Origin of the sequence: Pedobacter frigidisoli, from assembly GCF_032678525.1 — a bacterium.
In the GTDB taxonomy this organism is placed as follows: Bacteria; Bacteroidota; Bacteroidia; order Sphingobacteriales; family Sphingobacteriaceae; genus Pedobacter; species Pedobacter frigidisoli_A.
Window position 1 is genome coordinate 46,539 of the sequence record NZ_JAVTSE010000009.1, and the last position, 21,380, is coordinate 67,918.

18 protein-coding genes are annotated in these 21,380 nt (G+C 42.2%); 10 read left to right on the forward strand and 8 right to left on the reverse strand.

Annotated elements, in window-relative coordinates:
• Nucleotides 1-7 precede the first annotated feature (7 nt).
• The 3 genes from R2Q80_RS19760 to R2Q80_RS19770 form a co-directional block, all read right to left on the reverse strand.
• Nucleotides 8-3,355: a TonB-dependent receptor gene (locus R2Q80_RS19760; RefSeq protein ID WP_316801263.1), complete on the reverse strand. Its 3,348-nt coding sequence runs from the start codon at nt 3,353-3,355 to the stop codon at nt 8-10.
• A gap of 61 nt (nt 3,356-3,416) precedes the next feature.
• Nucleotides 3,417-4,352 (reverse strand): FecR family protein, encoded by a 936-nt coding sequence (locus tag R2Q80_RS19765; protein WP_316801264.1) that lies wholly within the window; start codon nt 4,350-4,352, stop codon nt 3,417-3,419.
• A gap of 68 nt (nt 4,353-4,420) precedes the next feature.
• A complete protein-coding gene (locus tag R2Q80_RS19770; RefSeq protein WP_316801265.1) occupies nt 4,421-4,981 on the reverse strand; it encodes an RNA polymerase sigma-70 factor in 561 nt (186 codons plus the stop codon).
• A gap of 383 nt (nt 4,982-5,364) precedes the next feature.
• Here R2Q80_RS19770 and R2Q80_RS19775 point away from each other — a divergent pair, with 383 nt between their 5' ends.
• The 6 genes from R2Q80_RS19775 to R2Q80_RS19800 all read left to right on the forward strand — a co-directional run bounded on the left by R2Q80_RS19775 (nt 5,365) and on the right by R2Q80_RS19800 (nt 12,961).
• Nucleotides 5,365-5,910 (forward strand): sigma-70 family RNA polymerase sigma factor, encoded by a 546-nt coding sequence (locus R2Q80_RS19775; protein WP_316801266.1) that lies wholly within the window; start codon nt 5,365-5,367, stop codon nt 5,908-5,910.
• Nucleotides 5,911-5,986: 76 nt separating this feature from the next.
• Nucleotides 5,987-6,979: a FecR family protein gene (locus R2Q80_RS19780; protein WP_316801267.1), complete on the forward strand. Its 993-nt coding sequence runs from the start codon at nt 5,987-5,989 to the stop codon at nt 6,977-6,979.
• Between the two features lie 113 nt (nt 6,980-7,092).
• Nucleotides 7,093-10,152 carry a TonB-dependent receptor gene (locus R2Q80_RS19785; protein ID WP_316801268.1) on the forward strand — a complete coding sequence of 1,020 codons (3,060 nt, stop codon included), beginning with the start codon at nt 7,093-7,095 and terminating at the stop codon, nt 10,150-10,152.
• Between the two features lie 7 nt (nt 10,153-10,159).
• A complete protein-coding gene (locus R2Q80_RS19790) occupies nt 10,160-11,437 on the forward strand; it encodes a metallophosphoesterase family protein (RefSeq protein ID WP_316801269.1) in 1,278 nt (425 codons plus the stop codon).
• Nucleotides 11,438-11,575: 138 nt separating this feature from the next.
• The gene (locus R2Q80_RS19795; protein ID WP_316801270.1) at nt 11,576-12,181 is read left to right on the forward strand and encodes a GDSL-type esterase/lipase family protein; all 606 of its coding nucleotides are present in this window, start codon (nt 11,576-11,578) and stop codon (nt 12,179-12,181) included.
• 51 nt (nt 12,182-12,232) lie between these two features.
• Nucleotides 12,233-12,961: an esterase family protein gene (locus R2Q80_RS19800; protein ID WP_316801271.1), complete on the forward strand. Its 729-nt coding sequence runs from the start codon at nt 12,233-12,235 to the stop codon at nt 12,959-12,961.
• 61 nt (nt 12,962-13,022) lie between these two features.
• Here the strand turns inward: R2Q80_RS19800 and R2Q80_RS19805 are convergent, their stop codons facing one another.
• The 3 genes from R2Q80_RS19805 to R2Q80_RS19815 form a co-directional block, all read right to left on the reverse strand.
• Entirely contained in the window at nt 13,023-14,090 is a 1,068-nt protein-coding gene (locus R2Q80_RS19805; protein ID WP_316801377.1) for a sulfatase/phosphatase domain-containing protein, read from the reverse strand.
• A gap of 297 nt (nt 14,091-14,387) precedes the next feature.
• A complete protein-coding gene (locus tag R2Q80_RS19810) occupies nt 14,388-15,158 on the reverse strand; it encodes a carbonic anhydrase family protein (protein WP_316801272.1) in 771 nt (256 codons plus the stop codon).
• Nucleotides 15,159-15,259: 101 nt separating this feature from the next.
• On the reverse strand, nt 15,260-16,804 hold the full coding sequence (locus R2Q80_RS19815; protein WP_316801273.1) for a PLP-dependent aminotransferase family protein: 1,545 nt from the start codon (nt 16,802-16,804) through the stop codon (nt 15,260-15,262).
• Between the two features lie 12 nt (nt 16,805-16,816).
• Here R2Q80_RS19815 and R2Q80_RS19820 point away from each other — a divergent pair, with 12 nt between their 5' ends.
• Nucleotides 16,817-18,682, forward strand: a complete 1,866-nt coding sequence (locus R2Q80_RS19820) for a TonB-dependent receptor plug domain-containing protein (protein WP_316801274.1) — start codon at nt 16,817-16,819, stop codon at nt 18,680-18,682.
• A 147-nt stretch (nt 18,683-18,829) separates the two neighbouring features.
• Nucleotides 18,830-19,285: a GNAT family N-acetyltransferase gene (locus R2Q80_RS19825; protein ID WP_316801275.1), complete on the forward strand. Its 456-nt coding sequence runs from the start codon at nt 18,830-18,832 to the stop codon at nt 19,283-19,285.
• 88 nt (nt 19,286-19,373) lie between these two features.
• Here R2Q80_RS19825 and R2Q80_RS19830 read toward each other — a convergent pair whose 3' ends face one another.
• Nucleotides 19,374-19,577 (reverse strand): hypothetical protein, encoded by a 204-nt coding sequence (locus R2Q80_RS19830; RefSeq protein ID WP_316801276.1) that lies wholly within the window; start codon nt 19,575-19,577, stop codon nt 19,374-19,376.
• A 47-nt stretch (nt 19,578-19,624) separates the two neighbouring features.
• Nucleotides 19,625-20,653 (reverse strand): LacI family DNA-binding transcriptional regulator, encoded by a 1,029-nt coding sequence (locus tag R2Q80_RS19835; RefSeq protein WP_316801277.1) that lies wholly within the window; start codon nt 20,651-20,653, stop codon nt 19,625-19,627.
• A 342-nt stretch (nt 20,654-20,995) separates the two neighbouring features.
• Here R2Q80_RS19835 and R2Q80_RS19840 point away from each other — a divergent pair, with 342 nt between their 5' ends.
• A complete protein-coding gene (locus R2Q80_RS19840; RefSeq protein ID WP_316801278.1) occupies nt 20,996-21,163 on the forward strand; it encodes a hypothetical protein in 168 nt (55 codons plus the stop codon).
• A 61-nt stretch (nt 21,164-21,224) separates the two neighbouring features.
• A complete protein-coding gene (locus R2Q80_RS19845; RefSeq protein ID WP_316801279.1) occupies nt 21,225-21,374 on the forward strand; it encodes a lmo0937 family membrane protein in 150 nt (49 codons plus the stop codon).
• Nucleotides 21,375-21,380: the final 6 nt, after the last annotated feature.

The window sequence follows — 21,380 nt, forward strand, 5'->3', positions numbered from 1 at the left end:
GAATCGATTAAAGGTTAACACTTAAACCAAGTATGAAACTTCTGGCTTGCGGATATTTGCCCACATCAAGCCCGTTGTTTGAAAGACCAATCTCCGGATCGAAGCCCGAATAATCGGTAATGGTAAACAGGTTGTTCGCCGTAGCGTATATCCTCACCGCACCGGTTCTGATTTTACTGGTTAATGATTTGGGTAAGCTGTAACCCAGCGTTACGTTGCGGATACGCAGGTAAGAACCGTCCTCAATGTAAAAATCTGAGGCATTGAAGTTTCCATTGGCATCGCTGGTAGAAATAATTGGAACTTTACCGTTTGGATTCTCCGGGCTCCAGGCGTCTAAAATACCCACCAGCTTGTTGTAAGATGGACCACTTGCACTATAAGTTGTCCTTTTTACCGCATTGAACAATTTATTGCCCTGTACACCCTGGGCCATAATGTTGAAATCGAAGTTTTTATAGTTTGCGTTAAAGCTTAATCCATATGAGAAATCAGGGTAAGCACTTCCTGCAAAATAACGGTCTTTTCCATCAATAGATCCGTCACCGTTCATATCTACGAACTTAAAATCACCCGCCTTAGCATTAGGCTGAATCTTTTGTCCGTTTGCACCTTTGTAATTATCTGCTTCAGCCTGGCTCTGAAATATACCGTCGGTTTTCAATACATAGTAGCTATACAACGGCTGGCCGACTTTATGCATTAACGGCGTCAGTTCGTTTCTGAAAGTAGTGGAAAGCGCGATGGTTTCTAAACCAGATGTCAGTTCAACCAGCTTGTTGTTCACTTTAGTTAGAGTAGCATTAACAGAGTAATTGAACGCAGCGTTTTTATTGCTGTTGTAGGTTAAACCGAGCTCAAAGCCTTTGTCTCTCGATAAACCTGCATTGATGGTTTGCGTATTCAAACCTGCAGTTCCCGGAAGCGTCCGCGTTAAAATCATCTTGTCAATATCCTTCACGAAATAATCTGCTACCAGACTTAACCTGTTGAAAACCGTCACGTCGATACCGATATTGGTTTGTTTACTCTGTGCCCACTCCTGGTTTTTATTGGCCAGAATAGTCTGGATGTAACCATTTTGCAAAGTTGGCGTTTGTCCGAAATAAGCTTGTGTACTGCTTAATAGGGGATTTACCGCCGATGGTGACAATCCAGCCAGATTACCCAGCAAGCCGTAACTGGCCCTTAGTTTTAATTCAGATAACCAGGTAGCAGATTGCAGGAAATTTTCTTTGCTTACGGCCCAGCCTGCGGATATCGATCCGTAGTTCCTAAACCTGTTTTCTTTTGGCAACAATGATGAACCATCCCGGCGTCCAATCAAGGATATCAGGTATTTTTCCTTGTAATTATAATTGGCTCTGGCAAATAAGGAAAGTAAAGATGTGGCCTCAAAAGCACTGTAAGATGGCTGAATGACAGTTGCATTCACCAGATATCTGTATTGTGCCGATTCATTATCAAATCCTGATCCGCTTGCCGATAAGCTGCTGCTTTTTGTTTTCTGGAACGAATATCCCGCCGTGAAATCAAGATGATGTGCAGCAAGATCAGTTTTATAATTTAATACCTGTTCGGTTAAGAAATCGTTAGACTGGCCTGAACTTTCTGAAAGGCTGTTGCTGAGCACAGGCTTACCCACTTCCGGGCGTTTTGGTGTAAAGCTTTTATACTGGGAAAAGGTTTTGGTGATACTCAGGTTCGACCTGAAGCTTAATCCTTTTGCCAGCTGAAGGGTTGCATAAGGGTTTACCATCAATACATTTACCGGGTTATTGATGTCGATACGCTGTAATTCAGCAACAGGATTCACAATATCGCCATAGTCACCGGCATACTGTCCGCCTGGCAATCCGGCAAAGCTTCCATCCGCATTGTAAGGGGTACCATTGGTAGGATAATAAATTGCTGATAGCAGTGCTCCTGTATAATCGCTGCTTGTATTTGCTCCGTTGCCGTTTGTACTGCTGTAAGAAAGGTTTTCACCCACTTTCAGCCATGAGGCAAGTTCGTGCTCCGAATTGATCCGGAAGTTATAGCGTTTGGTTTGGGTATTCAGCACAATGCCTTCCGCATCTCGGTAGTTGAAGCTCATGTAAAAGTTCGACTTCTCATTTCCGCCATTGATGGCAGCACTATAATCCTGCAACAATGCGTCCCTGAACACTTCGTCCATCCAGTTGGTTCTGGTTACCTGTCCATCAGGATATTTAGCAGGATCAAATGCCGGAAGTATAGCTGTTCCGCCATTTTTAGCAGCCGTTGCCGCCACCTGCGCACGTTGTGTGGCATTTAGAGGTTCCAGCTTGCGCCAGGCACTCTGCTGACCAACTTTTGCATCAAAGCTGATCTGCATTTTGCCTCTTTTGCCTTTTTTGGTTGTAATCAAAATTACCCCGCCCGATGCCCTGGCACCGTATATTGCACTCGCTCCATCTTTCAATACCGAGATAGACTCAATATCATTCGGATTAAGTTGCGGTGTACCCAGAAAGATGGATCCGTCGATAACATACAATACACTTTCGCCATTGATGCCACCACCACCTCTGATGTTGATCCGTGGGGCTGATGTTGGGTCGCCCCCTTCATTGGTTACAATTACCCCGGGTGCTTTACCAGCCAAAACCTCGGCAACACTGTTCAACGATCGCGAAGAGAGTTTATCCAGCGAAGCGATGCTTACGGCTCCTGTAAGGGTTTCTTTCTTTTGTGTACCGTAACCAACAACAACAAGGTCGGCTAAACGCGAACGTTCCTCGCTCAGCGTTACATTAATGCTCTGGTTATCTCCTACCGTTACTTCTTTGGTGGTATAACCAATCATGGAGAAAGAAAGTACCGTTCCGGCACCAACTTCTATGCGGTAAGCCCCGTTGGCATCCGTAATGGTTCCGGCCTGCGTGCCCAAAACCTTTACAGTTACGCCCGGGAGCGCCAGGCCTGTAGAATCTTTTACTGTTCCACTTACAATACGATCGGGTTTGTTAAAGGTGACATTGTTTAGAATCACATATTCGCCACGTTCTGTTACACTTAATTCGAGTTTATCCAGTAAAGACCTTACCGGCTCCATTCTAAATTCACCGCTTACAGCAGTATTTTTCTCCTGAAGTAAATCCGGATTATACACAAAGCTCAAACCGGATGCAGATTCTATCTGACGGATGATTTCGATCAACCGGCGACCCCTGTTGATTTGAATATTGATCTTGCTTTTCTCCAACCGCTGCGCCATGCCGGCAGATGCAAAAAGTGAGCTGCAGAAGATGCAGAGAATGCTAAAGGTTATGCATGAGTATTTCATGATGTGATCGAGAGATTCTGTCCTCTTGACTGAGGTTGTTTTCATTTGTTTGATTATTGTTTGGATAAATAAATTTGTTAGCATACTACTATGGTTGTCTGTTCATTTATTTATGAATTTTAAATGTTCTATGATTGTTGGATGTATTCAGTTTGAGGTGATGCAGGCTACAGAGAATTTCCAGGATCTCATCTGCAGTTTGCGAACTGTTGAAGTGAGCAGTAGATTTTAACTTCAGTAACTTCGGATCACTCACCTGGATGCTGATGCTATACACGTATTCCAGCTTCCGGATGACTTCCTGAAGCGAGCTGCCGTTGAAAGACAGTTCTACAATGTTCGGTGCGTTTGAGGGATAAACTGATGCCTGGCCAAGTTTTTTATGAAAAGCCATTTCTTCCCCTTTAATTAAGGTATCTATCGCAAGTGCATCTTTACAAATCTCCACCTTGCCCGTGGCCACCGTGATCTTTAATAAATCGTCTTGTTTTACATCCCTGATTCTGAAGGAGGTTCCCAATACCCTGATCTCCATTTTCGATTGCAGCTGAACCCGAAATGGCCTTTTTTCATCATGCTGAATAGCAAAAAATGCATCACCCTTCATCAGCTTCATCACCCTTGTTGCTGAAGAAAAATGAACGGGATAGCTGATTTCAGACAGAGCCTCCATGGTTACTTTCGAGCCATCAGGAAGGGTAACTTCTTTACGTTCGTTGGCTTTCGTGGTAACGGTCAGTTCAGATGAGGCTGAATGGTGAAGGTTCAGGAAGATTAATCCTACAGATACCAAAACCAGCAACATAGCAGCCAGCCTGAACCAGATATTGTACAATAATGCAGGATTTCGTCTCCAGTGAACCTGAATAGCATCCCTGATATGCGAACGCATATTTTCAGCAACTATTGATTTACGTTCTTGGGAAATGTTCTGGTTTGAAGAAAGCATTCCGTACCACTCCTCTACAAGAGCGGTTTCTTCTTCACTGGTATTTCCGTCTAAATATTTTTGCAACAATAGGGCTGCTTCGTCTGGTGTCATTTGAATAGATGTCAGTTCAAATGCAGAATGGTACTAACCAAACTTGTTATCGATAAGTTAAGTTTCGGTTAAGAAAGCAGGAAGGCTATAAACAGGATATAAGAAAGATTTTCGCGCAAGATTTTCATGGCAGCGGTGATCTGGTTTTTTACCGTTTGCGCCGAAACGCCAAGTTCGAGCGCAATTTCTTTTACAGAACGATCCTGCTTTCTGCTCATGGAAACCACCAGGCGCATCCGTTCGGGTAAACGGTCCAATACCTGCTCAACATCGTGATTTAAGTCTTTTAAAATAAGTCTGGCATCAGTACCGGGCATTTGCTGCTGATTTAACAGGTAGCTTAGCTCTGCCTGATGCCCGTTTTTAATCGCCTGAGACCTGAAATAATTGATGACCCTGTATTTTACTGCCCCGTATAAATATCCCTGCAAACTACCAGCAATATCGAGGGAAGACCTGTTTTCACAGAGGGAGATGAAAATCTCCTGAGTGATATCCTGTGCAACCTCCTCATCACCCGTTTTCTTAAAGGCAGCATCAAATACAAACTCCCAGTAAAGGTTGAATAACTGATCCATTGCTTTATGATCGTGATTACGAAGTGAAGATATGAGTGTTTCGTTCAACATGATTAGCTTACTGCCGGCAAAACTAGTTTGCCTATATTCAGTTATCATTAACTAATCGTGAAGCTTAAAATGGAAATGAATAGAACCGGAACTGACACTAAATATAAAAAGGTCACAACATCCATTGCGACCTTTTCTTATCAACTAACCTAAACTTTTAAAATACTAACCAAATATTTTATGCCACAAAAGTAATGGCGTTATATAAAGCCTGTATTAAGAAAATATTAAAAATAATATTCTTAACTTCAATGGTTGTCTATTGGGTCAAAATGCCTTTCACACCCTGCAAAATGCGTTTTCAAACAAGAATTTCGATAGGATAACCTGCAGTTAACATCTGATTAACATTTTCTTTCATTCTTTGAAAAGAATATCACAAGGTGGAAACGCTAATAAAAACCGAACCCCAAAAAAGTCAGGAAGATCTGTCCCGGCAAATTGAGTTGCTCTATAAAAGGTGGGCCTCTATATTGAAAAACTATGCCAACTACTACCTCAATGATAACGAAGCATCTTCCAGTATAGTTAATGATATTTTTATTAAACTATGGAATACCGACCAGGAGATATTGAATCCAAAAGCCTATCTTTTCCGCTCTGTAAAAAATGCTTCTTTCAACCATCTCGGCGGACAGCATAAAAAAACAGTCAGTTACCTGGATACCGAAGAATTGACACTGCTTTCTGATGAGCTTCAGCCTCCCGGGTTTGCGACAGAAGATCATCCGCAACAGCTCTTCCTCCAAAACCTGATTCAGAAACTCCCCGAAAAGCGCCGGCTGGTGTTTAAAATGCATCGCATTGAAGGTTTAAACTATGCCGAAATTGCCGAGCTGCTTCAAATTTCAACGCGTACTGTTGAAGATCATCTGGCTAAAAGCATGAAATTTATCCACGAAAACTGCCAACATTTTTTTAATGGTTAGTTAACCGAAACTTAACCTGACCAGCCCGTATTTTCCTGAACGAGATCTGTCTTTAACCCTGAAGACCCATCTACAAATGAAAGACGAAATCTGGCATCACATCATTAAACGGCTCACCGGCCAGGAAAGCCACCATTCTAAACGAGAGCTGGATGCCTGGCTAGCCGAAGGCGCCGAACATCAAAAAAAATACGAAGAAGTAGCGATACTCTGGGAAATGACCGGTAAGCTCCAACCTCAGGAAACATTTTCTGTTCCTGTGCAGGAAAATAAGCAGGTAAAGCCCCTGAGAAAAGTGAAAGCATTATGGGGATATGGAATTGCGGCCGCGTGTGCTGCCGCATTACTGGTATTCGGAATCTACTCCATCAATAAAAAAACAACCGGAGAATCCCCGGCCTGGGTTAGCGTAGTTACCCCTAAAGGTAAAATCATTTCTTTCACCCTGCCCGATAGCTCCGTAGTGGTGCTAAATGCAGGGAGCCAGATCAGCTATAGCAGGGAATTTAACCAGCAGAAAAACAGGTTGATCAAACTCTCGGGAGAAGCTTTTTTTGATGTTCAACATCAGGAAAAACATCCCTTTGTAGTTGAATCCGGAAAAATTAAAACGGTTGTTTACGGCACCAGCTTTAACATCCGGGCCTATCATAACGAGAAGGAAATCAAAGTAAGTGTGAAATCTGGTAAAGTAGGTGTATTAAAAAATGCTGTTGAGGCAACCGAACCTGTATTGCTAACCAGGAACCAGCGCCTGACTTTCGATACCCTTTCTCAGCACTTTCAGGCTGTAACGCCAATCAGGGAGCGTGCTGATGAGTGGACAAACGGTACGTTAACCTTTGAACAAACACCTGTTAAAGAGGTATTCGCTTCATTATCCAGAAGATTCAATGTAGCATTTAACCTGAAGGCACTTGAAGTTTCAAACTGTAAGCTTACCGCCCGTTTCGAAAATAAAGACCTTCAGTCTATCCTAAAAACGATTCATACCGTGATGAACATTCAGATAAAACAAACCAATCAAACTATTTATCTTAAAGGAGGAAACACATGTAACGAAAACTAAAAAGCCGGTCCCGCGGCAAACGGAAACGGCCTTAAAAAGATTGATCACCAGCTACCAAACCAGGATCAATCAGAAATATGAATAAATACGAACATTTAAACACACCCAAATTTATGAAAAATTTTAATGGGGCTAGCCGCCCTGTGAAAATAATTATGCGAATAAGCCTGATTTACATCATCACATCTATCCTCTTTATTAATCTCTTACAGGCAACGGAAGCCAGTGGGCAAACCGGTCTGGATACCAAAATCAGCCTGAATGCCAGTAACATACCTCTTAAAGATGTGCTTAAACAAATAGAGCGGAAAACAGGCGTTAATTTCATCTATACCAATACGGAGAATACCAGTCAGAAAGTTTCAGTCAATAATCATCAGCAATCGGCGCGACCTATTTTAGCCACATTGCTACAGCAAAGCCATTTGATGATGATCGAAGAAAGCGGCATGCTGATCCTTAAAAACAAACCTGTGGCAGCGAAAATTGCCAAACCGGGTAGCATTGTAGGCTACATCAAGGATAAGGAGAATGACAAAACCCTGCCCTATGCCAATGTAATTTTAAAAGGCGCCAACCGGAAATTTACAACCGATGTGAATGGCTACTTCATTATTGACAACGTTACTGCCGGAAAGGCTACCCTTGTTGTTACCTATATCGGATACAATACAACCGAATACAGCATCAGCATTGAAGAGAATAAAACCACTTCAGTTGAAATTAAACTATCTGGTTTAAGCAATGAAATGAAGGGGATTACAATCAATGGGATCAGACGTGGTGAGGCTGTTGCGCTCAGCAATATGCGCAATGCCGATAACATTAAGTATGTACTTTCAGAAGAGCAGATTGAGCGTTTTCCTGATGCCACGGTAGGTGAAGCCGTGCAGCGGGTTCCGGGGATAGCCATGGATTACAGTTATGGTTTACCCAGAAACATCATCATCAGAGGACTCGATCAGTCGATGGGTTCGGTAACCCTGAACGGAAACAGATTGCCATCAACCTCCACCAGTTCAAGAGAAATTGACCTGAATGGTATATTATCTTCCACGGTAGAAGCCATAGAGGTAAACAAAACCTTAACACCTGATATGGATGCAGATGGAACATCTGGGTCTGTAAACATCATTTCCAAAACACCTAAACAAGGGCAGGAACAACTTCAGCTCAAAGGTTCATTCGGGCATAACTTCCTCGTGGATAAGCAAAATATAGATGGTTCATTAACTTATGGCAAACGCCATAATAAATGGGCTTACCTGGCTGGAGTCAATTACAGTAAAAGTTTCAGGGGCGAAGACCGCGTGCAGAAAGATTACGATACCTATGAAATAAACGGTGAAGAAAAAGTATTGCTCTCGAACCTGGAACTGGAAGGAACTGACCTGAGACGGGAAAACCTGGGCTTACAGGCAGAACTTGATTTCTTCCCTACAGAAAAAAGCCAGATTTACTTAAGGGCATCTTATAATAAATTCTATGAGTTGCAAACCAGGGGAACAAAAAGCTACAGCATTGGCGATTATACTGATTTTAAACACGTTACAGGTGTAAGCATTGGTTCAAGCGGTACGCCCAGAAATTACAACCGCGATTTAACCACCTTTTCCCTGGGCTATAAAACAGATTTCAATAACTGGAAAGCCAACGTCGATTTTACCTATTCGGAAGGGCTATACGATCAGCCACTTTATTTTGATGGTTATTTTAACTACTCCGGTTTATCAGCAGCATTAGACGTTTCCAATCCAAGGGCGCCACAATTCGATTTTGGAAACGTAAATCCAAACGACGCATCAAAGTATACCACAAATTACTATACCAACCGCCATCAGATTGCGCACGACAAAGACGGACAGGCCTCTGCAAATATTGAACGCACCTTCGATTTAAGTCCGAAAAACAAGCTAAACATTAAGTTCGGCGGACGCTATAAATATAAAGAAGATGATCACACCCGCAGCTATTACCAGTACACCTTAAAAAGCGGAACCTTATCCCTCTCCAATTTCCTGGGTAACTACGAACGTGAGCAGTATTTCGACGGAAACTATAACCTGTCGGGAGCAATTTCAGACGGTTATCTGATGGAGCAATATTACCAGAATAACAAATCGCTTTTCGTTGAAAACGTGACTTACATCCGCCAGAATACCGATCCGGATTCATACAGCGGAAGTGAAAACCTGGCAGCCGGCTACGGTATGGGAAAACTTACGCTCGATAAACTGGATATCATTACTGGTATAAGGTATGAACGCACCGGGTTTAACTACAATGGTAACATTGTAAATTTTGATAATACCGGAAATTACGTAAGCACAAACAAAGTGAATACGGCATCATCATTTGCCGGCTTTTTCCCAAGTTTAAATTTAAAATATGCGCTCAGTCAGCGCACCAACCTTCGTGCAGCCGTAACAAGATCGCTATCACGCCCGGGCTATTATGATTTAGTGCCATGGCAGGAAGTGGAGCCACGCCGTAAAAGAATGAAAATTGGTAATCCTGACCTGGATCAGGCTACCTCAACCAACGTCGACTTTTTATTTGAACACTATCTTAAATCTCTTGGTTTAATTTCGGGCGGTGTGTTTTATAAAAACATAGAAAACTACATTTACGAAAGTATTTATACCAAGGTTGATGGTACCTTTAACGGCTATCAGGTTACCCAAACGGTAAATGGAGCCAACGCCCATGTATATGGATACGAGATTGCATGGCAACAACAACTTACCTTTCTTCCTGGTTTCTTAAACGGATTCGGGGTTTATGGAAACTTCACCCAGATCCAGTCGAAGTTTAAGGTGCCTGGTGTGGTGAGTGAACGTACCGTAAGGTTGCCATCTATGCGCCCTAAAGTTGGAAACGCTTCCCTGTCTTACGAGAAATATGGTTTCTCAGGTCGTTTGTCACTTAATTTCTATGATACATTTATCTCCGAGCTTGCCGAAACTGAAGCCAACGATTTAATGGAAAAAGGAAGGGTTCAGTTAGATTTCTCCGCATCGCAAAAGATCAGCAAACACTTTTCAATCTTTATGGGTATCAGCAACATCAACAATGCCCAGATTATACTTGATTATGGCGACGGAAGGCCAAATGATCATAAATATTACTCGTCATGGGCGAACATAGGCTTTAAATATACCCCGTTTTATTAAACTACAAATGAGAAGAATTATCTTAAAAATAAGCCTGCTGGCTATACTGGGCATCAGTTATCAGCATGCTGCGGCACAGTCGTTCAAAGCTACAGCAATACCCGACCGGATGATCTTAACCTGGTCTGGCGATCCGGCAACCACACAGTCGGTAACCTGGAGAACCGATTCAACTGTTAAAACCAGCTTTGCACAAATCCAGGCCGAAAACAGTTCGCCAAAGCTCGAAAAACCTGAATCAAAAGAATATACAGCCAGCAGTACCATGCTGAAAGGCAAAGAATACGAAGCCGCAAATTACCACAGTGTAACCTTCGATCAGTTACAGCCCGATCAGGTATACACCTACCGGGTGGGCGACGGACAAAACTGGAGCGAATGGTTCCAGTTTAAAACCGGACCGGCAAAGGTTCAGCCTTTTTCATTCATCTATCTCGGTGATGCGCAGAACGACATCAGATCCAAATGGTCGAGGGTAATCAGAAAAGCATTTGCTACCCACGGCGATGCCCGCTTCATTGTACATGCCGGAGATTTAATCAACCATTCTAACAATGACAACGAATGGGGCGAATGGCACTTTGGAGGCGGATTTATCAACGGGATGATCCCCAGTATTCCTTCATCAGGCAATCATGAATATTTTCGCGACGAACAAAAAGCACTTACCCTTGATCCACACTGGCAGGCGCAATATACCCTGCCGCAAAACGGTCCGGAAGGCTTGAAAGAATCGGTTTATTATACCGATTATTCCAATGTACGCATCATTTCCCTCAACTCTCAAATGATTGTACTGGATTCCAACTCCATGAAAATACAGGCAAAATGGCTGGAAGAGGTATTGAAGAACAATCCGCAAAGATGGACCATGATCACCTATCACCATCCCATTTATTCAACGGCAAAAGGGCGTGATAACAAAGAATTCAGGGAGCTGTTTAAACCCTTATTCGATAGATATCATGTTGACCTGCTGTTACAGGGACACGACCATACTTATAGCCGCGGACAAAATCTTCCTTTTGGCACATCGGGAAAGGTAGGCGGACCGATGTATGTGGTTTCAGTTGCCGGACCAAAAATGTACAAGGTTGATGTAAACCCCAAATGGATGGATGTTTTTGCTGAGGATACACAATTATTCCAGATCATTTCTGTTGATGGTGAAGACCTGAAGTATACGGCTTACAAAGCATCGGGAGAAGTTTTCGACGAGTTTAAACTCAAAAAGAAATCAAAAAACCAGGCGGCAGAATTTACCGATTTAAGAAAAAAGAAATAAATTAATTACGCTCCCGGGGCATCTGATACGGCTGGTTGGATGACCAATGTTTAGGGTGCCCCTTTTTTTTACTGCAGCAACATAAACTTAACATATAAATTTCCGTTTACGCTCTGCTAATTTTTATATTAGCAGGATATGTATTGGTACGAAGATGAGGTTAAGCAACTTGAAAACAGGCAACGTGGAAATAAGGCTGATCCGGGTATTATATTTTATGGCAGTTCTTCCATCCGCATGTGGGACAGCCTGAAATCTGATTTTCCCGATCGCAGGGTTACAAACTTTGGTTTCGGAGGTTCTACCCTCGCGGCCTGCGTGTGGTTTTTCGATCGCATATTCACGGAGTTCAATCCGCAGGCATTTGTATTTTATGCCGGCGACAATGACCTGGGTGATGGCCGTCATCCCGAAGAAGTCTTTATTTTCTTTAAACAGCTGATGGTAATGGCCACATTAAAATTCGGAGACATCCCCTGCTTTTTTGTTTCACTGAAACCCAGCCTGAGCCGCTGGCATCAGGCCGATCAGTTTCGGTATGCCAATAACCTGATTGAGAGCGAGATTATTAAACTGCAAAACAACTGGACCTTTATTGATGTGTTTACGAAAATGCTCAACAAGGCTGGAAACCCCGAACCCTCTTTTTTTGAGGACGACGGGCTTCACCTTACGCCATCCGGATATCAGTTGTGGAAAGAAATCATTACGCAGAAACTAAATAATTCATTACCAATTTATTAACACGCAGGTAATAAGTTGTCACTAATTTTCCCTCAAAAGCAATAGGCAAACATGAACAGGGAATACCATAAATGGTTCAGCCAAAATCTCCAACGCGATATGGAGCTCCTGATTTTTGGTCATGGAGGTAGCCCTGTATTACTTTTCCCTACCCGTATGGCCCGCTTTTACGATTATGAAAATTGGGGAATCATAGCTGCTTTAAGTCCAAAAATTGAAAGCGGGACTATTCAGGTATTCTGCGTAGACAGCATTGACCGCGAAAGTTTTTACAACGATGATGTTTTCCCCTCGGTAAGAATTGAGCGCCACCTGCAATATGAACAATACCTGCTCGGAGAAGTTATTCCACTTATTCAGCAGAAAAACAGCAATGCCGAAATGGCTACAGCGGGTTTCAGCATGGGCGCTTATCATGCGGTTAACCTGGCGCTTAAATACCCTGCCCTGTTTAATAAAACGGTAGGCATCAGCGGCCGCTACGACCTTACCCATACCCCCGGACATTATAAGGATTTGCTTAATGGTTTTCACAACGAGAAGGTATATTTCAATATGCCCACACAATATCTCGCCAATCTAAACGACAGCCTCCTGCTCAATCAGCTTAAACAAATGGAGATTATTCTGGCTGTTGGCGAAACAGATCCGTTTTTACCGGAAAATCATCAGCTGAGCGCGCTGCTTTGGGAAAAGGGAATCAGAAACGAGTGCCACACCGGGGAGAGTGATGCACACCGCCCTTATTTCTGGCGCAAAATGGCACCCGTTTACATCTGAGTTATTTTTGCCGCAGATCCTCAAATGTTATCAATTAAATCCGGGAATCTGCGGCATATCACTAAATCTTTTGATCAAAAATCTTTAGCGCTTCCTGATCGTCAAATTCGACAATCAGTTTTTTAAGTCTTGCTTTCAGATCAGCCGTTAACTTCTCCTGTCCTTTTTGTCCGTAGATATTGTTGACTTGTTTTGGATCTGATTGATTGTCAAACAACTCCCAGCTGTTTACCTCACCATAAAAACGTGCAATGGTATAACGGTCGCTGCGGATTCCAAAGTGCGGATGTACATGGTGAGGCTGTGGAAATTCATAGTAATGGTAATATGCATCTTTTCTCCAGTTAGTAACTGCCTTTTCATTTTTTAGCAAAGGAAGTAAAGATTTACCTTGCATATCGGCAGGCACTTTAATACCCGCTGCATCTAAAATGGTTGGAGCCCAGTCGTTATTCAGCACAATTTTATCAGTGGTGATACCTGCCTTGGTAAGTTTCGGGTAACGAATAATCATGGGTACATGGATGGATTCTTCATAAACGAAACGTTTGTCGAACCAGCCATGCTCTCCTATATAAAAACCATTATCAGAAGCATAAATCACAATCGTATTTTCACTTAATCCACTCTCATCCAAATAATCCAGAATCTTACCGATATTGCGGTCGAGCGAATTGGCTGTGGCAAGATAGTCTTTCATATACCGCTGAAACTTCCATTCTACCAAAGCTTTTCCCTCCAGTTGCAATGAATCAAACTCCCGTGTAACCTTGTCATAATAAGCTGCGTAAGCTTGACGCTGTTCATCGTTCAACCTGCCAAACTGCCTCGATCCGAATTGCTTCTGCAGTGCAGCTTTTTCTTCCGGTGTTTTGGCTGCCTGGAAAAGCTTATTCAATTCCTTTTGCGATGGCGCATTCGCTGCGGGTTTGTCGAAACTTGCATGGACTTTCAGATCACTGGTCAGGTTCATGGTTTTATCAATCGTCATATCCTGATCTTTTGCCGCTAAACGGGTTTCATAGCGATCATAAAAAGTAGAAGGTAGCGGAAACTTAATTTTATCATAGGCACCCAGATCCTGAAGATCAGGCTCCCACGAACGGTGAGTCGCTTTTTCACCAACCACCAAAAAGCGCCAACGGTTTGATAAGCATGATCATCAGAAAGGATAAAAATAATATTAGGCCTGTTCGGGATTTGCTGAGCCTTTAGTTGCTGAGCAGATCCACATACACTGATGAACCCAATCAGGGTGCTTAGAAAATTACGATAGTTTTCCATATTCCAAATGCCGCTATCATTATGCGCCAAATATATAAAAGAATTTTAAAAACTACCAAAATAGTAGACTTAACGTTAAAGATCTAGGATGAATATCCGTTGCTACAGATATTCATCCATTTATTGTCGACTGATCTGTAATTTACAGGTAGGTAACTTTTCCAGAATCCATCGCATATACTGCTCCCTTAATAATGATCTCCTTATTCTTTTCCATTTCGGCAAGCACAGGGCTCAGCTTCCGTATATGTGCTGTAATTTGCTTCACGTTTTCGATGCACACAGCATGTACATAGGCTTCATTTTTTGATGTCCTGTCACCTTCAGCCTTCGCCGCAACCACTGCAGGCTTTATTTTTGCCAGCAAACTGGTAATGTTTCCAAGTTTAACATCATCTATAGCCGATTTAACTGCACCACAATGTTCATGTCCTAAAACAAGAACCAGCTTTGATCCGGATACTTTACAGCTATATTCCATACTGGCCAGCTGATCGGTATTGAGCACATTTCCCGCAACCCGGCCAACAAAAACATCACCTATACCGCGGTGAAAAACATCCTCAACCGGCACCCTTGAATCAATACAGGAAAGGATAACAGCTTTTGGGTATTGCCCTAACGCAGCCTGACGAACACGCTCTGAAGTATTCCTCACCGTAAGCCGGTCTTCCACAAAATCCTCATTCCCCTCTTTCAATAAAGCAAGTACATCTTCCGGTTTAAGCATGGCCTGCTGCTCTTTACTAAGTACCTTATTTTCCAATACATCGCTACTATCGATCTCTATCGAATCATCTGAAGAAATTTCTTTTGCTGTTGCCTGAGACTTCTGATCAGGGGTATTATTACAGGCCCCAAATAAGAAAACCAGCATAATAAACACTGGAAAAGTGGAAAAAATCTTTTTCATGGTGATATTGATTAAGTTTATTAAACTAAAAATATAAAAAAATCTCCGTCAATTAAAACATAAACATATGGACTATAGACACATGCAATAAAGTTAATCCGTTATTTCTGATATTGAAGGTCCTCAAATGCCCGGGCAAGTATATCTACTGCCTGAGCAAGCTCCAGTGCATTCATACTTCCAAAGCCCAGCCTGGTAGCAGTAATATTTCTGGATTGATATAAAATAGTTTTAGGCATAAATAATCCCTGCTCCGCACATTTGTTTCGCAACTTAATCAGATTGACCCCATCAACCCACTGCACCCAGAGCGCCAGGCCCCGTGATGGCACTGTAAAATCAATATATTTACCGAGTTTATCACTCAGTAGTGCAGCTAAATGATCCCTCCGTATTCTGTATAAACGCTTATTTTTCTTCAAAAGCCGGTAAACGTCCCCTTCCTTAATCCAATCGATTAATGCGAGCATTTTAATGGTATCCAACTTTGGCTCCAGTAATCGCTGGTGCTTTTCAAGTTCGGAGATAAAGGTAGCAGGTCCGGACACAAAGCCACAGCCAAAACCAGCCGGTAGCGATCTGTCGAATGAACCAATATAAATTACCCGGGCTCCCGCATCCATAGTTGCCAAAGGCAGGATGGGATTGTTATCGAAATGAAAATCAAAATCATAATCATCTTCCACGATGACAAAACCATACAGGCTGGAAAGCTCCAGTATTTCGATACGCCTTTTGGCACTCAGCGATACAGTAGTTGGATAATGATAAACTGAGTTCAGGTAAACGACCCGCACCTTCTGGTTATCACAAATTTTTCGAAGATAGGTAGTATCAATCCCCTCCTCGTCAACAGGTATAGAAATGACGTCTGCTCCGCTGTCTGTTATGGTCATATTTGCCGAATAGTAGCCAGGCGAAGCCACGACCACAACATCTCCCGGAACAATCAGCAGTTTCATCACCAGAAAAAGACTGGTTGCATGATTGCTTGTGTGGATTAACTGTAAGCCGGAAATCCTTAATCCACGCGTAAGATTCAGGTAATTTGATACTTGCTTTTTAAGTGCCAGCTGAACTTCAGTTTCAACATAGCCCATCTGCAATTTTCTGTTATGGCTTTTAAGCTTCGAAACATAAAGCCGCGCAACAGCCCCATGATCGATTAGGCGCTGGTCGGGCCACCCATCATTAAACTGGAGAGGTAATTCACTGATTTCGATGGGGCTCTCCAGAATGGATGAGTGTGTGAATATAAAACCGGTTTCAGGTGTATTTCCATTCCCGGGCGTTCCTGAATGTTCTGGTTTAGGTAGCGCTTGTTTCTGATTCGATAGAATGAATGTCCCTTTATTGGGCAGAATTTCAATAAATCCCTGCGATTCTAAATCTCCGAAGGCTTTGATCAGCGTATTCCGGTTAACGGCTAATAACTTGCACAGTACTCTGGTTCCCGGCAGTTTCGTGCCCTCGGGCAATTGTCCCAGCTGGATGGCTTTAATGAAGCCAAAAACGATTTGTAGATAAATCGCAGTAGCGTCGTCTGCATTAAGTCGAATGAAACTTTTAAAAGGAATTTGAACCGGACTATCCATTTTATTGAAACTGGCATACTTTAGTGGTACGGCAAGGTAGTACTTTTGCAAAAAAATAACGAAATGAAAAAAATTTACCTGATTATAATTTTGAGTTGGGCCATCAGTGTTTACGCACAACAAAAGCGCGACACTGTAATCAATATGAACGATGTAGTGATTAATGAGAATGGATTTAAAACCCCCGTTTCCAAGCAAAACAGAAATGTTTATATCATCGATCAGGCTATGATTGCGAAATTACCGGCCCGTACATTGCAAGAGCTTCTACAATATGCAAACGGGATCGATTTAAGACAGCGCGGACCCTTCGGAGGACAGGCCGACATCAGTGTGGATGGTGGAAGTTTTGAGCAAACCGTTGTGTTGCTCAACGGCACTAAAATTATCGATTCGCAAACCGCACACAATATGCTCAATTTGCCTATCCCCGTTGAGGCCATCGAACGTATCGAAGTAGTGAGAGGTCCGGCAGCAAGAATCTATGGCATTAACAGCCTCACAGGAGCCATCAACATCATCACTAAAAAGCCCATAAAATCAGGTGTTCTGGTCGATACGCATGTCGGAACCAACTTTGAAAAAGATACAGAAGGAACAGGCAAAACCTTTTACAATGCCGGAATACAGCTTGGGGCGGTACTCAGCAAAAAGCAGCAACAACACTCTTTTTACGGGTCGCAGGATAAAAGCAACGGCTACCGTTTCAATACGCAATTCGACAATACCCGGTTATTTTATCAGGGAAACTTTCAGATAGATAGCCTGAATGAAATCAATGCATCATTTGGCTACACAAAAAATGAATTCGGAGCAAATGCTTTTTACGCTGCGCCAAGCGATAAAAATGCCCTTGAAACCGTACAAACTACTTTGGCAGCAATACAATCTTCACACCTCTTGTCTGCACGGTGGTCACTAAATTCACGTTTAAGTTATCGTTACAACTTCGACGATTATCGCTATTTTGGAAAAATAGATCCTGATGCAGGCGTGAGCAAACATAGCACCAATACCTTTGCGGCCGAAGTATCCAGCGCATACAAAACCAATACCGGTGAACTGGCCTTTGGAACAGAATTCAGGAATGAAGATATTAATTCCTCGAACATTGGTAAACACCGCCGCGAGAACCTGGGTTTTTACGCACAGTATAAAACCAATCTGCTGCAAAAACTAAATGTAAATGCAGGTACTTATATCAATTACAATTCTTCTTACAAATGGCAGGTATATCCGGGATTGGACGCAAGCTATGAACTAAGCAATATTTTGAAAATTGTGGGCGCCATCGGAACCAGTCAGCGGCTACCTTCCTTTACCGACCTTTACTTAAGCCAGCGCCCCGGAAATATCGGAAACCCCGATGTGAGGCCAGAAAATGCTTTTCAAAGTGAAATAGGATTCAAAATCCTGGAGAAAAAACTCACCATCAATTCCAACTTCTTTTACAGAAGAATAGATCAGTTTATCGACTGGATTCGCAGTACCGCCAGCGAACCATGGCAAGCGAACAACGTGGGCCTTATGGTTACAAAAGGCATAAACATCCGGACCAATTATGCCGAAGAAATCGGCGGCAGTTCGAGACTTAATATCGGATTGGCCTACTCCTACCTGGAATCGGAGTTTAAAGATATGCAGGCCGGTCAGGCCTATAAATATCAGCTGTCATCTTTAAAACACCAGCTTACCAATACGGTTGATTTTAAACACAAAGGCTCATCGGTTTTATTTGCCACCAGATTAAACCAGCGACTGTCGGGTGCATCCTACTGGATTAATGATTTCAGAATTAGTCAGGCAATAGATAAGTTTACCGTTTACGTAGATGCACAAAACATTTTCAACACCCGGTATTTCGAAATCGGAACTATACCCCTGCCATCGCGCTGGTGGAGTTTGGGTGTTAAGTTTAGTACTTTATAATTTAAGCCTTGCTTCCATGCCCGTTGTGATGAAGTAAAGTCATTAGTTGATGCAAAAAAAACATTTTTACGCATCAGGAATAAAAGTATCTTTGGAGCTGGATGTAATTATTACATCCGGCTTTTTTTAATACAAAATTAACCCTAAATGAGTTACCAGAATATTTTCAAGGCTTTCGAAGCACTGAGCGTAAATGAACTTTATCAGATTTTACGTTTAAGAAATGAGGTATTTGTAGTAGAACAAAACTGCAACTATCAGGATGCAGATGGTAAGGATCAGCATTGCCACCATTTGATGATGTTTAAAGATGAGATGCTGGTAGCATACGCACGTCTTGTACCTGCTGGCTTGTCTTTCGATGAAGTATCTATCGGCCGGGTAATTACCCACTCATCGGTAAGGGGAACTGGCGCAGGAAAACTGCTGATGCAGGCTGCGATGGATAAAAGTCGGGAAATTTATGGTGATGAAGTCATCAGAATAGGCGCTCAAACCTATGCAAAGGATTTTTACGCCCGCCTGGGCTTTGAAGAAACTGATATTGAGTTTATGGAAGATGAAATCCCCCATCTGGAAATGGTTTTCAGGCCTGCGCACTAATTTTAATCTACCAAGATACCTGCTTATTAAATTTTAACATTCCCAGACAGGCAGAGCCTGTTCAGGGGGTATATTTTTCTGCCATCCTTTAGCCTTGCGTCACTGTTCGGTCGGGCTTTAGTCGGGGATTGGTCGGGCTTGTGACAATTGTACCCGACCAAAGTGTGACCAAATCCGGAGCCAGCCCTGTACCGACATTGAGCAACTGATCAGGAATACCTGGCCCTCTTTGAGGCATCGATAGTTTCCAGTATGGTGAGAAAAAGCAAAGCCAGGGATATTGCGTCAACATGCTGACCGCAATAACCCTGGCTTCGTTCTTAAAATCTTAAATATGAATTATTTATTCCGAAGTGCTGCTGTAGACTGTCTGATGTTAAGTTTTGTACCTAGTTTAACCATTTGAGGTTCAGGCTTCCTGTCGGTAGACTGAATATTCATTTTTTTAATGAGCAGCTTAATAATATATTCAGCAATATCCTGAATAGGCTGTTCAACGGCAGTTATAGATGGACTTACGTACTCCAGTAACTCAAAATCATCAAATGAAAGGATAGCTTTATTATTCAACGGATTTCCCTCTTCATTTTTCGATAACTTCAATCCATCCATGGTGAGGTAGTTAGCCGCGAAAAGTAATGCCTTTAAATCGGGATTTTCTGCAATAAAGTTTTTGATCTGTTGTTGTGAAGATGCTGAGTTTTCATATTTCACCTTCAATACCCTGGGCTCATGGAAAGGCGCAATCATTTCTTCATAACCTGCCAATCGATCGAGCATCTGGCGCTGATCGGTATCGATGGTAATAAAGCCAATCTGATCAAATTTATTGTCCAGCAGATGCCTGGTCGCATTTTGGGTTGAGCTGAAATTATCCGTAAGCACATAGTCTACATTTAATTCAGGCAGATAGCGGTCAAAAAGTACCACAGGAGCTCCGGAATTGATCAGGTTGATCACTTCTGTCTCTATACCTTCAGCCAGCGCGATAATATAACCATCCACATGCCTGTCCTGAAATATTTTAAGAATTTCTGCTGCCCGGCTCTGGTCGTTTCCTGTACTGCTAAAAATAATTTTATAGCCGCTGGCCGAAGCTTTCTCATCTATAAATTTAGCAATTTCAGAAAAGAAAGGTTTCGATATATCATCTACCAGGAAACCGATAATTTTCGACTTGCCGGTTCTTAAACTTCTGGCCAATGAACTGGGCTGATAGCCAAGTTCAGCAACAACTTTCTTGATTTTTTCTGTCAAAGCCTTGCTGATGTTTTTCTCCGCTGCCTTTCCGTTCACCACAAAGGAAACTGTTGTTACTGAAGCGCCTACCTTTTCAGCAATGTCTTTGATTGATATTCTTTTACTCATTAACTCTTTATACTATTACTTATTCCGCTAATCAACACTGCAATATACCTCGATGAAGAAGTATAGCCCAATGTTAAACAGCGAATATCGCTAAAATAACTATTCTACACACACATGCAGAATAAAAAGGAAAAAACCTGACCAATAATTAGTTCAGTCATGAACAACTGTCACTTTTTTTATGGATGTACTGACATATTTTCGCTCCAGATCACAAGTTACCCACAAAGAATTCCTGACTTTTTTAGTCAAAATGTCAAACGAATATAATATTAAAATTTTCAGCTGCATTTGATGATTAATGGATAAGTTTTTGATTTATGATGGTTAATTACAGTGATTATGAAAATAAAAAAATTACTCCCCTATCTTTTTGCCGCTGCAATATCTGCAGTTGCACTCGTTTCTTCATTCAAACTGGCCGATCCTGAGTTGGGCATTTCCACAACTATTTTTGTATGGCTTGCCTGCATATGGAAACTTAGCGGCGATGAACGTACTCTCGCTTAAAAGCATATTTCTCTAAACATTTTCCTGCATGTTCTGTTAGAAGAATAAAAAGAAAGCAATTATGGGAAATTTACTTTATATCATCGCAGTAGTATTAGTAGTCATCTGGTTAATCAGTTTCCTTGGTGGATATTACACCGGAGGAATTATTCACTCTTTATTGGTTATTGCCGTTATCGCAGTGGTTTGGCGTTTGGTGGCAGGAAGGTAGTTCTTG